The organism is Pseudoalteromonas sp. S3431 (assembly GCF_000690035.1).
Classification (GTDB): Bacteria; Pseudomonadota; Gammaproteobacteria; order Enterobacterales; family Alteromonadaceae; genus Pseudoalteromonas; species Pseudoalteromonas fuliginea.
The window spans coordinates 1-13,660 of record NZ_JJNY01000053.1 but is presented as its reverse complement, the minus strand read 5'-3'; the positions used below and the strand labels follow the sequence as shown (position 1 = coordinate 13,660).

Genomic DNA, 13,660 nt, shown 5'->3' with positions numbered 1-13,660 from the left:
ACTCTTTGTTTAAGTCTTATTACTTTACAGAGCACTCAAAGCTGAAATTGCTGTTTTAAAATCTCGCCAGTAAAGCTGGTTTTTAGATAAAAGCCACGGGGCAGGGTTTTTATTATTTGCCCATTAGGGCCAATGGCATCAGTGACTATTTTGCTATGGGCCGCTTTTGGGCGTATTTGCATTGCATCGCCTAAATGGCCCGATATTTCGTCAATTCGGCCAAGTGCAATTAACTCCATTTGCTCTTCCCAGTCGCGCTGTAATAAAGCGTCCTGCTCAGGTGTGGGTTGCCATAAAAAGCCACTGCCGATTGTTCTATCAAATGGAGCAATATCACGCTCGCTTAAAATAGGTAGCCATAAAACGTGATTAAGCTTTTTGCGAACGCTGCTGGTATGCCACGTCATCCCCGTCACGTTCATTAGTGGCGTTACAGATACAAATGTTGTTTCCAGTGGTTTCCCTTTATAAGAAATAGGGAGTGTTTTTAGCTCTATGCCTAAATCTTCAAAATCGGGTAGTGGTTTAGAGCCTGCAGTTGCACCTAAAACGTATTCTATTAATTGTCCCGTCCAGCCTTTTTCTCGCAGTAAATCGTCAGGCGTTTTAAAGTTATACTCATTGGCTAAATGGCCAAGTGTCAGGCCTGCAATATTATCAACCCGCTTTATTAGGTCATTAATTGAATGTGGTTTTGTTGGTCGCATATCACTAATTTGAGTTGAATAAATCACCTTGTCATGATAGCAAATCAGCTAAGCCGTGGATATCTTTGCGTTTGTGTGTTTTTTGTACATGAGGTGTTTGCTGTAATTTTACACACGCTAAAAAGTGAGCGAATTAACTTAAGTAACTGAACTGCTTTGTAATTTTGTGTTTTATAGTTCAGCTTTAATTAAGTGAGATTAGAGTTGCAGGGATAAATACAGATGTATGAACAAGTTTATCCACAGATTCTGTGGAGAAAGTCAGTTTTTAGATCTCATATTGTGGATTTGTTTGCAAAATGAGCGTGTTTTACAAAAGTTATGCACAAGCTGTGGGTAAGCAGAGTAAAACTCGTAATAGTATTTGCCGTATTGCGGGTTATGTGGAACAATCATAAAAAATCGACTTACAAATGAGGCACTAAGGTGATTGATGCCGAAGGTTTTCGTGCCAATGTCGGAATTGTAATTTGCAATAATCAGGGACAGGTGTTTTGGGCCAGACGCTATGGTCAACATTCTTGGCAATTTCCCCAAGGTGGTGTTGATGATGGTGAGACAGCAGAACAAACCATGTACCGCGAGTTACACGAGGAAGTAGGGCTGCGACCAGAAGATGTAGAAATAGTCGCAAGCTCAAAACATTGGTTACGCTATAAATTACCCAAACGATTAATCCGCCGAGACTCTAGTCCGGTGTGTATTGGGCAAAAACAAAAATGGTTTTTACTAAAATTACGCTGTAAAGACGAAGATGTAAATTTACTTAAAACCCATCATCCTGAATTTGATGATTGGCGCTGGGTAAGTTATTGGTATCCTGTAAGACAGGTTGTATCGTTTAAACGGGATGTTTATCGACGAGTAATGAAAGAGTTTGCTCCTTTCGCCATGCCTTTTAATAAGAGAGAACAACATAAAGATCATTGGCGAAGTAAAAGGTAGTAATTTCTCGATACAATAAAGGAGCAGGGTATGCTGGCTACACTGAGATCTATTGCGGAGTCTGTATCGCGGCAAGCGAATTTAGACAGCGCATTAGTGTGCTTTGTGCAAATGGTGAAAGATGCCATGAAAACCCAGTGCTGCTCCATTTATTTTGCAGATTACAGCCAAGACAATTTTGTACTTATGGCAACCGAAGGACTAAACCCCGATGCGGTAGGTAAGTTTAGAATTGGTTTTACCGAAGGTTTAGTTGGCCTAGTAGCGCAACGCGAAGAACCTATTAATATTGCATTTGCTAAATCGCATCCGCGTTTTAAGCTCTCCCCTGAAGTAAATGAAGAAGGCTACAACGCTTTTTTATCTGTACCCGTTGTTCATCAAAAAAAAGTATTGGGTGTTATTGTCGTTCAACAAAAAATGGCGCGTGTATTTAGCCAAGATGAAGAGTCATTTTTAATTACGCTTTCTGCTCAACTGGCTTCACAGTTAGCACATGCCGAAATTAAAGAAGTTTTGCGCCAAGATGAATCATCTCATCAAACATCGGTATTAAAAGGCGTATCGAGTGCGCCGGGTATCGGTATTGGACAGGCATTTGTGCTTTTGCCTAAACTTGATTTTAAATCGATTGAACTCAAAAAAGATCATGATACAACAGAGCAACGCCGTTTGTTTACACAAGCCGTAGCTGCAACGCGTAAAGAATTTAGTACCCTTTCGATGACGCTAAGTGATTCTATTCCGCACGAAGCTCTTGCTGTATTTGATGTTTACCAACAGCTGCTTGATGCAAAAAGTTTAGGCCACAATGTAGAAATGCAATTACAAGAAGGCTGGTGTGCTAAAAGTGCATTAAAAATTGTAATAGAGCGTTTAATATCTCAATTTAATGCCATGCAAGACCCTTACATAAAAGAGCGCGCCGTTGATGTTAAAGACATTGGCTTGCGGGTACTGCATCATCTTGTAAATACCGAACATGCTGTTAAAAATTACCCTCCCAATACAATTTTGATTGCCAATACGTTAACACCAGCAATGCTTGCAGAAGTACCAAAAGGGCATTTAACCGGTGTCGTTAGTGTAAATGGCTCAGCAAATAGTCACGCGTCTATATTAACGCGTGCAATGGGTATTCCTGCTATTTGGGGTATAGAGGATTTACCTTTATTGCAGTTTGACGGTAAATCAATGATTTTAGATGCATTTGCAGGGCGTTTATACATATCGCCATCGCAAATGTTAATGGATGAATACACCGAATTACAGCATCAAGATAATCTACTTAATAATCGCTTTTTAGCAGAGCAAGACTCAGAATCAATTACGCTTGACGGTGAGCATGTTAGCTTATTATTGAACGCAGGCCTTGAGCTTAATACCGAGCAAAGTAGTTCACATATTTGTGACGGTGTAGGGCTTTATCGAACCGAAGCGTGGTTTATGCAAAAAGGTCAGTTTCCTTCGCAATCAGAGCAAGAAAATTGGTATCGAGAAGTACTAACTAGCTATCATCCCAATCCTGTGGTTATGCGAACATTAGACATAGGTGGCGATAAGGTTCTTGATTACTTTAACATAACCGAAGAAAACCCATTTTTAGGTTGGCGTGGTATTCGTATCAGCCTTGATCACCCTGAATTGTTTTTAGATCAACTCAAAGCCATGCTTAAAGCCAATATAGGTTTAGGTAATTTAAAAATAATGCTGCCAATGATCAGCGGAACCGAAGAAGTAGACGAGTCACTCGCATTGTTTGAGCAGGCTTATTTTGAGCTAAGTGAAAAATACCCAGAACAACAAATAGAAAGACCCGATATAGGTATTATGCTTGAAGTGCCATCAAGCGTATTTATGCTGCCAGAGTGGTCTAAAAAAGTTGATTTTTGCTCCGTAGGCAGTAACGATTTAACGCAGTATTTATTAGCGGTAGATAGAGCAAATGCCCGAGTTGCTGAGTTGTTTAATCCCTATCACCCTGGCGTACTTAGAGTGCTTAATAAAATAGCCTGCGAGTGCGAACAGTATGAGTTACCTTTTAGTTTATGTGGAGAGTTAGGCGGCGATCCTGAAGGTGCAATACTCCTTATTGCTATGGGATACAGACGTTTAAGCATGAATCTATCATCACTTAATAAAGTTAAGTGGGTACTCAGACGTTTAAGTGTAAGTGATATGGAACAATTACTAACTGCATGTTTGGCGCAGTCGACTGCAAAGCAAGTACTGCGTTTAACACGTAATTTTATGTTAGAACATCACTTAGGTGACTTGTTTTACACGCCAAAATAACTAAGTGCGTCGAATTAATTTAAATACGAAGATGCTATTAGTTTTATAATCCTTTAATATATAAGTCTCCAAAGGGTATTTGAGATTACTATGTATGACTTAGGTTTGTTAGTCGCAAGCTGCGCACTACTAGGCTGTATTGTCGGGTTTTTAGCGGGTTTACTAGGCATTGGCGGCGGTTTAATTATTGTCCCAGTACTCAGTGCGTTACTGCTGTCATTTAATGTAACCTCAGCAGATCATGTATTAGTGATTGCTATTGCAACGTCACTTGCTTCTATTTTATTTACCTCCACCTCTTCAGCGTTGGCTCATCATAAAAATGATAATGTGCCTTGGGCAATTGCGCCTTGGGTTATGTCGGGTGTGGCTTTAGGCGCGCTTATTAGCGGCTTTGCAGCAAGCCTTATTCCAGAGCAAATATTGCGCACTGTGTTTGCTGTAAGTGTTGTATTTATAGCAGGGAGAATGGTGCTCTCAACTCGTAATAAACCAATGTCAGAAAAACCGTTACCAGCAGGTCCTATTTTAGGCGGGATTTCGGCAATAATGGGCGGGTTATCAGGTTTGATAGGTATTGGTGGCGGCGCATTAATAGTCCCTATGCTTAATTATTTTTCGGTTGATATAAAAAAAGCAATTGGTTGTGCCGCAGCCTGCGGAATTGTTATTGCATTATTTGGCTCTGTTGGCTATGTCAGTGCCGGCTGGCACGTGACTGATTTAGAACATGGTTTTGCAGGATTTGTGTATCTTCCTGCGTTATTTGGTATTGTATTAACGTCGTGGTTTGTTGCACCTATTGGTGCTAAAGCAACTCATTATTTACCTGTTAATACAATTAAGAAAGTTTTCGCGGTGCTGCTTGTAGTTATCGCAATCAAAATGGTTTTTAGCTAAAGGTTTATTTTTATGGCACTTGAGTTTCCTCAAATCGATCCAATAATTTTTTCAGTTGGGCCACTTAGCGTACGTTGGTACGGCTTAATGTATTTAATAGGTTTTGCATTTGCGATGTGGTTTGCAAATCGTCAAGCGTCAAAACCAAACTCTGGTTGGACTAAAGACCAAGTAAGCGATTTACTGTTTTACGGCATGTTAGGGGTAATACTAGGCGGGCGTATTGGCTACGTATTGTTTTACCAGTTTAGTTACTTTATAGAAAACCCACTGTATTTATTTAGAATAGATCAGGGCGGCATGTCGTTTCATGGTGGAACACTTGGCGTTATAACCGCCGTCGCAATTTTTTCGTGGACGCGCAAAAAGTCACTGCTTCAAGTGGGCGACTTTGTTGCACCATTGGTTCCTGTAGGGCTTTTAGCCGGACGTATTGGTAACTTTATAAACGGTGAGTTATGGGGCCGAGTTACCGACGTGCCATGGGCAATGGTATTTCCAACGGGCGGTCCGCTTGCGCGTCACCCATCGCAATTATACGAAGCATTTTTTGAAGGCTTAGTGCTCTTTTTAATCTTGCAATGGTTTATTAAAAAGCCTCGTCCGGCAGGCAGCGTAGCCGGTGTGTTTTTATTAGGTTATGGCGTGTTTAGGTTCTGTATTGAATACTTCCGCCAACCAGATGCACAACTCGGTTTATTTGCTGACTTTATTTCAATGGGGCAAATACTTTCGCTTCCTATGATAGTAGGCGGATTAGGGTTATTAATTTGGGCTTATAAGCAACCACAACACGTTACAACAGCTAAGGCATAATACAAAAAACATGAAACAATATTTAAAGTTATGTCAGCGTATTGTTGACGAAGGGCAGTGGGTAGAAAACAAACGTACAGGTACGCGTTGTTTAACTGTAATTAATGCTGATTTAGAATACGATGTAGCTAATAATCAGTTTCCGATGATCACCACACGAAAAAGTTACTACAAAGCAGCGATTGCTGAATTACTAGGTTACTTACGTGGTTACGACAGTGCTGGGCAGTTTCGTGATATTGGCTGTAAAACATGGGATGCTAATGCGAACGATAATAACGCATGGCTTAATAATCCTAACCGTAAAGGTGAGGACGACATGGGACGCGTTTACGGCGTACAAGGGCGTGGTTGGCAACGCCCAGATGGTTCAACACTTGATCAGCTCGCTAAAGTTATTAATAACTTAAAAAATGGCATTGATGACCGTGGTGAGATAATCACGTTTTATAACCCAGGCGAATTTGAGCTTGGTTGTTTGCGCCCGTGTATGCATACGCACACCTTTTCGTTGCTTGGCGATACCTTATATTTAACGTCTTATCAGCGCAGTTGTGATGTGCCGCTTGGCTTGAACTTTAATCAAATACAATGCTTTGTATTATTGGCGCTAGTAGCTCAAATTACTGGTCATAAAGCGGGTAAGGCATACCATAAAATTGCCAATGCACATATTTATGAAAACCAACTTGAGTTGATGCGAGATGTGCAGTTAACACGTCAGCCATTTGCATCGCCTCAACTAAAAATTAATCCAAAAATTAAATCGTTAGAAGACATAGAAACGTGGGTAACACGAGACGATTTCGAAGTAACAGGCTATCAATGCCACGAAGCGATTCAATATCCATTTTCAGTATAATAAAAGATTAAGGAAAACATAATGAAAGCAGTGATCCCCGTAGCGGGCCTTGGTACTCGCATGTTACCAGCAACAAAAGCAATTCCTAAAGAAATGCTGCCAGTGGTAGACCGTCCTTTAATTCAATACGTAGTTAATGAAGCAGTTGCTGCCGGTATTAAAGAGATAGTGCTAGTAACGCATTCAAGTAAAAACTCAATCGAAAATCACTTTGACACCAGTTTTGAACTAGAAGCTACTTTAGAGAAGCGTGTTAAGCGGCAATTACTTGCCGAAGTGCAAGCTATTTGCCCTAAAGACGTAACCATTATTCACGTACGCCAAGGTGAAGCCAAAGGCCTAGGGCATGCTATTAGCTGTGCGGCACCGATTATTGGTAACGAACCGTTCGTAGTTATTTTACCAGACGTAATTATTGATGATGTAGAGAGCGATCTTAAAAAAGATAACTTAGCAGAAATGATCGCACACTTTAACGAAACCAAGCACAGCCAAATTATGGTAGAGCCAGTACCAATGGCACAAGTAAACCAATTTGGTGTAGTTGATTTAGGTGACGTTGAGTTAAAGCAGGGCGAAAGCTCGCCAATTATGAATATGGTAGAAAAACCACCTGTAGACGAAGCACCATCAAACTTAGCGGTAGTGGGTCGTTATGTGTTAAGTGAAAATATCTGGCCTTTACTTGCAAAAACTCCGCAAGGGGCAGGCGATGAAATTCAGTTAACAGATGCAATTGCGATGCTAATGGAACACGAAAAAGTAGATGCATACGCTATAAAAGGCCGTAGCCACGACTGTGGAAGTAAAGTTGGTTATTTAAAAGCGACTATTGAATTTGCACTACGCCGTGATGAATTTGCAGATGAACTAAAAGCATTTATTAAAGCGTTGATTTAATTTAAAAGATAACGTTAATAATAAAAAGGCGCCAACATGGCGCCTTTTTTAATGTTTAACCAGAGCTCTGGTTAAGAGATATACTAACATATTGAATTATGGTGATATTTAAATTTATTTTCTCTAGCCAGAGGTTTTCAGTGAAAACAAGGCTAATTTACGCGTCAATAGCTTTTGGGGATGAAGTTATTATCGAAATTGTGGGTTAAATACACTGTTGCAAACGTAGTATCTAAAAATACAACAACTCAAAAACTGTTGTTATTTTAAGGATTGAATATGTTTAAATGCGCGGTTTTTAAGTTATATTGTTGTTTTTGTGTTAATTGGCACTAAATTTGTATTAAATGTTTTCTTAAGGATAAAGGGACCCGCGTTAATTGTTTTTTAAAACACAATTAAAGCTGAAATGAGTTGTTCCCATGGCCTATTTAAAGTTAAACACTTAGTACCAACTTGCAATAATGTTTAATTAAGCGAATTGGTATAATTTATAAGAATGTTTAGTTGAAATGTAAGTGTAATTACACTGCTTTCAGGATAACGAATACATGTTTAAACATAAAAATAATAATAAAAATATAATTCTGAGTCTTTTAACGTTTGTATTTTGTACTGCCTGTGCTTCTACGTCAGAAGTAAACCAGTTAGAAAAACCAAGTAATTTACCAGAATATGTGTCAATTACGGCCTTAGAGCTTGCTCAGTTAAAAGATGCAGCAATGCAATGGCAACAAGCTAGAGCGGGCCTTGAGCGTATTTTAAGGCTCGAAAAAGAGATCACTTATTTAGTTAACCATATCGACATTATTAACACTAAAGCGATAACGCAATCCAACCAACGTTATACTCGTGCTGATACACGCAATCCTATAGCTGCTCATACCATAAAAGCGCTTTCGAAAGCGCCTAAACATAGCTACAGTAAAAAACGAGCTGTAAAATTAAATACGCTTAAGCATTCATTTTCATTACAAGTGGCATCAGTTAGCTCTGAGCCAAGCTTAAAAAAAGTATGGCAAAACCTGAACATACAGGCAGCTCCATTGTTTAGAAAAAAAATAGAGACTAACGTAGAGCAAATCCGTATTAACGATAAAACATTTTACCGCTTAAAACTGGGTTCATATCAAAAGTTAAATAACGCCAAAGCGGATTGCGAAGTATTTAAACTTTATAAACTCGATTGCATAGTAAGTAGTTACACAGATAAACCCATTAAACTATAGTTTAAACAAATAGTTGAGGTAGGCATGTTAATCGGGTTTAGGTTAAGCATTAGTGTAGGTTAACGAGCAAAATTATTCAAACACCTTTTAGGCATAATAATTGCTTTATCTTTTGTATATTTGAAAGAGGATGGCAATTATGCGCCTTTTATTACCCCTATTATTAGTTAACTTAGCCGCTTGCAGTTTGATACCGCAACCAGCGCCAAGTATAAGCACACGCGCTCCTAAAGCGGCTATGGCACCTTACACAGTTAATGATTATGTAAATACGCTAACAGTGCAGCTTAGTCATTTAAAAGAGCCGTTAAGTCGTAACTCCCGCATTGGTGTAAGTAGCTTTTATTTTGCTGATGGGCTCGACACCAAGTTAATGACAGAGCAAGCTTCAGGGCTTAGCCAGCAAATCCAAGAAAGTCTATTAACCCAAATGACTCAGCTTGGTTACCATACGGTAGAGTATAGATTAGACAATAATATAACATTATCGAGTAATGCCGATAATGTACTAAGTCGCGATTTAAATAAATTACGTGAACGTCAAAAAATTGACTTAATAGTTACCGGTACTGTGACTCGTCAGCAGCATGCATATATAGTAAATGCGCGACTAGTTAATATAAACAGCAAACAAGTTTTATCAGCAGGCAGTACCGAGATCCCTATTAATGTAATGTGGGGAAATGAAAAAATTCAGCAGCGCGACGGCCTTTTATACCGCAGCGAATACTAATTTGGAGCACAAAATGAGAAACCTACTAATTACATTATGTTTGCCATTGGGATTTGGCTGTTCGCAAATGTTTAATGGCATGGAGTCAGAACAAGTAGAAGAACCGCAAAGCAATAGCCCTGTAATGCTTGTAAGTGAGCAACGCGAAGTTGCGTCGCCTGTTGTAAATAATCAACTTTTTCAGTCTGGGTTGGTTGAGCAAAATAACTACACTAAATCAATGCCCGCCAAGCGTAAAAATATTAACCATTACGTGCGTGGCATAATGCAAGACATGGTCGAAAACTTACAGTACGTAAATGATAAAACACCACTTGCTGTTTCAAGCTTTGTATTTTTAGATGATAACTACAACGATGGCAGTTTATTAGGAAATCAGATATCAGAAAGCTTTATGCACGAACTGCATAGTTTTGGTATACCGGTCATTGATTTTAAAACAACCGACTTTATGCGAGTAACACCGGCGGGTGACTTTGTATTTAGTCGCGACTATTTAGAGTTAAATCAAGATCAAAATTTTAACTACGTCCTAGCCGGTACCTTAGTGAGCCACCAAGGGGGGGTATTAGTAAATGCTCGTATTGTTGGTTTGAAAAGTAAAGCGGTTGTAGGCAGTGCACAAGGCTTTATTCCTCAGTCAGTTGTTGATGCGCTTAACAGCAGCTACCGAACTGATGGCATAATGCTTAAGCAAGCGGATGAGTGAGGTGATTATGCGTTATACATTAAACAGTGTGCTTAGCGCTTTTAGCATGCTAGCATTGGCTGGGTGTTCTATGACACATATTACTCAACAGCAACAAAACACAAATACCCGCGTAGATGTAAACACACAGCATGAGCAAACACCGGAAATGCTGTCGTCGGCTAAAGTAGATGTACATGACGAATACGATTCATCACAACAATTTATGCCCCTTAACCACCATCAAACATTGGTTAATTACGTAGAGCAAATGGCCCTCGATCTAGTCGACACCCTCGAATCAGGTAATGATACTAATGCGCATTTAAATATTGCGGTTACAACCTTAGTTAATTTAGATGCCACACTGAACAACACAAATCAGCTTGGAAATCAAATATCTGAAACCTTAATCCATCAATTACAAAAATTTGGTTATGGTGTTGTCGATTTTAAAACCACAGAAACCATAGACGTAAATAGCCGTGGCGACTTTGTTTTATCGCGTGATATAGCAAAACTTAATGAAGACCAAATGGCCAGCCACGTACTTGCAGGTACTTTAATTTATCGACGTAATGGGGTTGCGGTCAATGCGCGTGTTATTAACATAGACACCAAGCAAGTTGTTGCCACTAGCCGAAAATTAATACCGTTATACGTACTAAATAAAGAAGATATATACTTATCAAGCAATTAAGTTCAGTTGTCGCTTGATATAAAAAACCAGATACCGTTATAATTCACACCTCTAAGCACACGCTTATTTGTGGCCTCTTAGTTAAATGGATATAACGGCCCCCTCCTAAGGGGCAGTTGCAAGTTCGATTCTTGCAGGGGCTACCAATTAAATCAATGAGTTATGATGTATATTGTAACCGCTTTTGCTTTATGTGTAGCACATATGTAGCACCGTAAGTTGAATTTGTAGGGGATTGCTGTGTCCTTTCATTAAAATAGCCAAAAAGAAGACATTCAACCTACATCGAGTTTACTTTTATTCTTGACTATAAATGCTTGCATATTGGTATTAGGCTGCTCAACTTGGAAATTACCATAAATATTTGCTAACCCCTGATACAGGTATGATAACTTGCCTTCTCTTCTGTAAAAAGGGTGAAGCCACGCCGTAGATAAGTAAGCATCGGCATTATTGGGTGTAACCATAGTTACTTGCCCTATTAAACACTGTCTAGTTTCTAGACTGTCGATCATTCGAACATTTTCAACAATTGGGTGGACAACTACGTCTTTCCAAGCGTCATTGGAAGTATCCCACTTGAACCCGTCTTTACACTCCTTGCCCTGATAGCGGCGTAATGCAACACAGGCTTCTTTTTGCCAGGCTGGTGAGTTTATAGTAATTGGGTCATCATATTTACAACCTATGGGAGCTGGTATAGGGCGAATTATTAAGCTTTGAGCTTCTTCAAAAAATAAATCCGCCAGAGAACCTTCCAAGCTATCTCGTAATGTGGGGTGAGCATTTATTAATCCAAAGTACTCTTCATTGACGTTATCCTGATTATAAGACTTATTGTTAACAGTGATGCTTTCTTGGTCTTGTTTATTTACCCCTCGCACGACTTCGGATGGATTAAAGTCGATAACGTGCATGGTATTTGATGGCAATTTTTTGAACCAGTTAAGACTGTCCGCCCAATAGAGCATGCTTGAGCTATTACGGGATATATCAACCAACTTTAAAAGAGCAGCCTCTACCGAATTGTTTGGTAGGTGTAAAATTTCGTAGTCAAAGCTGTTTTTACATGCTGTCGGGTACTGTTCTAAACAAAACTCTTTAAGTATCTTTGCCGCCTCTTTGTTTTCGTCACCATAGCTAACAAAAATAATAGTTTTATCTCTTTCATTTGCTTCGTTTTCAATTAAGCAGTCAATTGCTAAACCTACCCCTTTAATAACTTTTTCAATGTTAAAGAAACATGGGACAGCATTTTTATCATTCATTTTTTCAACTAGCTTAGAGATGAATAGCTTTTTTCTCTCTCTTAATGTCATTGTTACCCCCAATTTTCAGAATAGTTTGCACTTTTGGATTTAGGTTGTTTAATCGGTCCGTCCTGTTTAATCCTTTATCCTTTTAATCGTTTTGATGAGATTTAACGTCTGCTTTTCGCTCTTTACCGAATTTGACTAAAGCTCAGAAGACCTTGTAATCTTATTGGGCATTTGTGATAACAAACTCGTGGTAACCTTCTGTTTCAGGAGGATCAACTTTATCAACACGCACAACATTTAATTTAGCAAACAAACTATTCCAAAATTTCAACGCTAAACTATCGTTTAAGTGAACTGCTACATGCCACTGATTTGTTTCAACAGGTATCAAATTTTGAATAACGAATTTGGCAATGCCTTGTTTGCGATATTTGGGTAGAATAAAAATATCAGCCAACTCAGGTATTTCTTTGCCAGCGATCTCAGTTGGTTCTACGGTAGCAAAACCAGCAATTTGGTTAGAAACGAGTACAAGATAAATAATGCAGTCTTCCTCACCACGAACTACACATTCTAAATATCCTTCATCAATATCATAGCAACCATCTAAACCAACATCTTCTAAGTCAAATATACTCTGATGATATTGGTAAAACTGCCACAGCATTTTTATTGCAGGGATATCGGTTGATTCAGCTTTCCGTATTGTAGTGTCCATTTTATACCTATTTCCTTATATGTGGTCCGACATTAGCTTTCATTAAAGAGATGAAGGTTTGCTAGTCGTTATCTTTAAAGAACATTATGTTATTAAACGATAACTACTCAAGAATAACAACAAAATAAATTTTAAGAATGAATTGAAAAAATTGCCAACAAGCTGATAGTCAAACGCATAAAACTTCACTTCATACAGAGGAACTCTGACTGACAGCTCATCGCCCAATACTGACTATGAAAGCGAGAATGGTTACTATTTTATTCAGTACAGTTATTTACAGAGCGCCAAGTAAGGTCCTTTTTGCCATTCCGGTAAGTAGCTAGCTAAAGATAATTTTTGGCTTTTTCTTGGTGTTTAATATGAGCTAGAGCTTAGTAAGGTCTTTAACTATTTGAAAGGTTGCATTTAACTGCAATTTTATTTGAACGTGATGAGCTTTAGCTAATACGTTATAGCTTTAGGTTATGCTTTTTCTACCTTCCACGTGCAATGCCTAGTGCTACTACCTTGTAAAAGCCGCTTTACTAGCGAACTACAAGCCTTTTACTTTGAGTATGAGTTCTCCATCGTAATAGCTTTGTAAGCATACTTTAGTATTTTTATACACAAAAAAAGCGAGTAAACGTCAATTTACTCGCTCTATTAATAGTTTAAAAAATGCTAAATTTTAATGCCTAACCATCACTTGTAATTGTATCGATTAACTCACTAAGTACGGCTTCTGCTTGGCTTGTTTCTACTTGGCAAGTACCTGCATTTAAGTGCCCGCCACCATTATATTTTAAGCATAGCTCGCCAACATTGGTGTTTGAGGTACGGTTGGTGATTGATTTACCAATTGCGTACACTACGTTTTGCTTTTTAAGGCCCCACAGTTTATGAATCCCGAATTCAGGTTCCAAGTG

13 protein-coding genes, 1 tRNA gene and 1 pseudogene are annotated in these 13,660 nt (G+C 38.9%); 11 read left to right on the top strand and 4 right to left on the bottom strand.

Annotated features, from left to right (window positions below; all coding sequences use genetic code 11):
- Positions 1-35: 35 nt before the first annotated feature.
- Positions 36-707 carry a DNA mismatch repair endonuclease MutH gene (mutH, locus tag DO88_RS06080; RefSeq protein ID WP_033040031.1) on the bottom strand — a complete coding sequence of 224 codons (672 nt, stop codon included), beginning with the start codon at positions 705-707 and terminating at the stop codon, positions 36-38.
- Positions 708-1,133: 426 nt separating this feature from the next.
- Between mutH and rppH the strand changes: the two genes are divergently transcribed.
- From rppH to DO88_RS06135, 11 genes are all read left to right on the top strand, one after another.
- Positions 1,134-1,652 carry an RNA pyrophosphohydrolase gene (gene rppH / locus DO88_RS06085; RefSeq protein WP_002958704.1) on the top strand — a complete coding sequence of 173 codons (519 nt, stop codon included), beginning with the start codon at positions 1,134-1,136 and terminating at the stop codon, positions 1,650-1,652.
- A 30-nt stretch (positions 1,653-1,682) separates the two neighbouring features.
- Positions 1,683-3,947, top strand: coding sequence for a phosphoenolpyruvate--protein phosphotransferase (gene ptsP, locus DO88_RS06090; protein WP_007377514.1), 2,265 nt, complete (start codon positions 1,683-1,685; stop codon positions 3,945-3,947).
- 90 nt (positions 3,948-4,037) lie between these two features.
- Positions 4,038-4,847, top strand: coding sequence for a sulfite exporter TauE/SafE family protein (locus tag DO88_RS06095; RefSeq protein WP_007377513.1), 810 nt, complete (start codon positions 4,038-4,040; stop codon positions 4,845-4,847).
- Positions 4,848-4,859: 12 nt separating this feature from the next.
- Entirely contained in the window at positions 4,860-5,663 is an 804-nt protein-coding gene (lgt, locus tag DO88_RS06100) for a prolipoprotein diacylglyceryl transferase (protein WP_007377512.1), read from the top strand.
- A 10-nt stretch (positions 5,664-5,673) separates the two neighbouring features.
- Positions 5,674-6,525 carry a thymidylate synthase gene (locus DO88_RS06105; protein WP_007377511.1) on the top strand — a complete coding sequence of 284 codons (852 nt, stop codon included), beginning with the start codon at positions 5,674-5,676 and terminating at the stop codon, positions 6,523-6,525.
- Positions 6,526-6,546: 21 nt separating this feature from the next.
- Positions 6,547-7,425, top strand: a complete 879-nt coding sequence (galU, locus tag DO88_RS06110; protein WP_007377510.1) for a UTP--glucose-1-phosphate uridylyltransferase GalU — start codon at positions 6,547-6,549, stop codon at positions 7,423-7,425.
- A 551-nt stretch (positions 7,426-7,976) separates the two neighbouring features.
- Complete coding sequence (locus DO88_RS06115) at positions 7,977-8,654, top strand: SPOR domain-containing protein (protein ID WP_033040029.1); 678 nt, start codon at positions 7,977-7,979, stop codon at positions 8,652-8,654.
- Positions 8,655-8,793: 139 nt separating this feature from the next.
- Entirely contained in the window at positions 8,794-9,387 is a 594-nt protein-coding gene (locus tag DO88_RS06120; RefSeq protein WP_033040028.1) for a FlgO family outer membrane protein, read from the top strand.
- Between the two features lie 13 nt (positions 9,388-9,400).
- Positions 9,401-10,096 carry a FlgO family outer membrane protein gene (locus DO88_RS06125; protein WP_007377506.1) on the top strand — a complete coding sequence of 232 codons (696 nt, stop codon included), beginning with the start codon at positions 9,401-9,403 and terminating at the stop codon, positions 10,094-10,096.
- A 7-nt stretch (positions 10,097-10,103) separates the two neighbouring features.
- On the top strand, positions 10,104-10,775 hold the full coding sequence (locus DO88_RS06130) for a FlgO family outer membrane protein (protein WP_007377505.1): 672 nt from the start codon (positions 10,104-10,106) through the stop codon (positions 10,773-10,775).
- 71 nt (positions 10,776-10,846) lie between these two features.
- Positions 10,847-10,921, top strand: a tRNA-Arg gene (locus DO88_RS06135).
- A 129-nt stretch (positions 10,922-11,050) separates the two neighbouring features.
- Here DO88_RS06135 and DO88_RS06140 read toward each other — a convergent pair.
- The 3 genes and pseudogenes from DO88_RS06140 to DO88_RS0118370 all read right to left on the bottom strand — a co-directional run.
- Positions 11,051-12,094 (bottom strand): hypothetical protein, encoded by a 1,044-nt coding sequence (locus tag DO88_RS06140; RefSeq protein ID WP_050482455.1) that lies wholly within the window; start codon positions 12,092-12,094, stop codon positions 11,051-11,053.
- 160 nt (positions 12,095-12,254) lie between these two features.
- Positions 12,255-12,752, bottom strand: a complete 498-nt coding sequence (locus DO88_RS06145; RefSeq protein WP_033040026.1) for a GNAT family N-acetyltransferase — start codon at positions 12,750-12,752, stop codon at positions 12,255-12,257.
- Positions 12,753-13,429: 677 nt separating this feature from the next.
- Positions 13,430-13,660 (bottom strand): annotated as a pseudogene (locus tag DO88_RS0118370) (exopolyphosphatase); the annotation flags it as partial.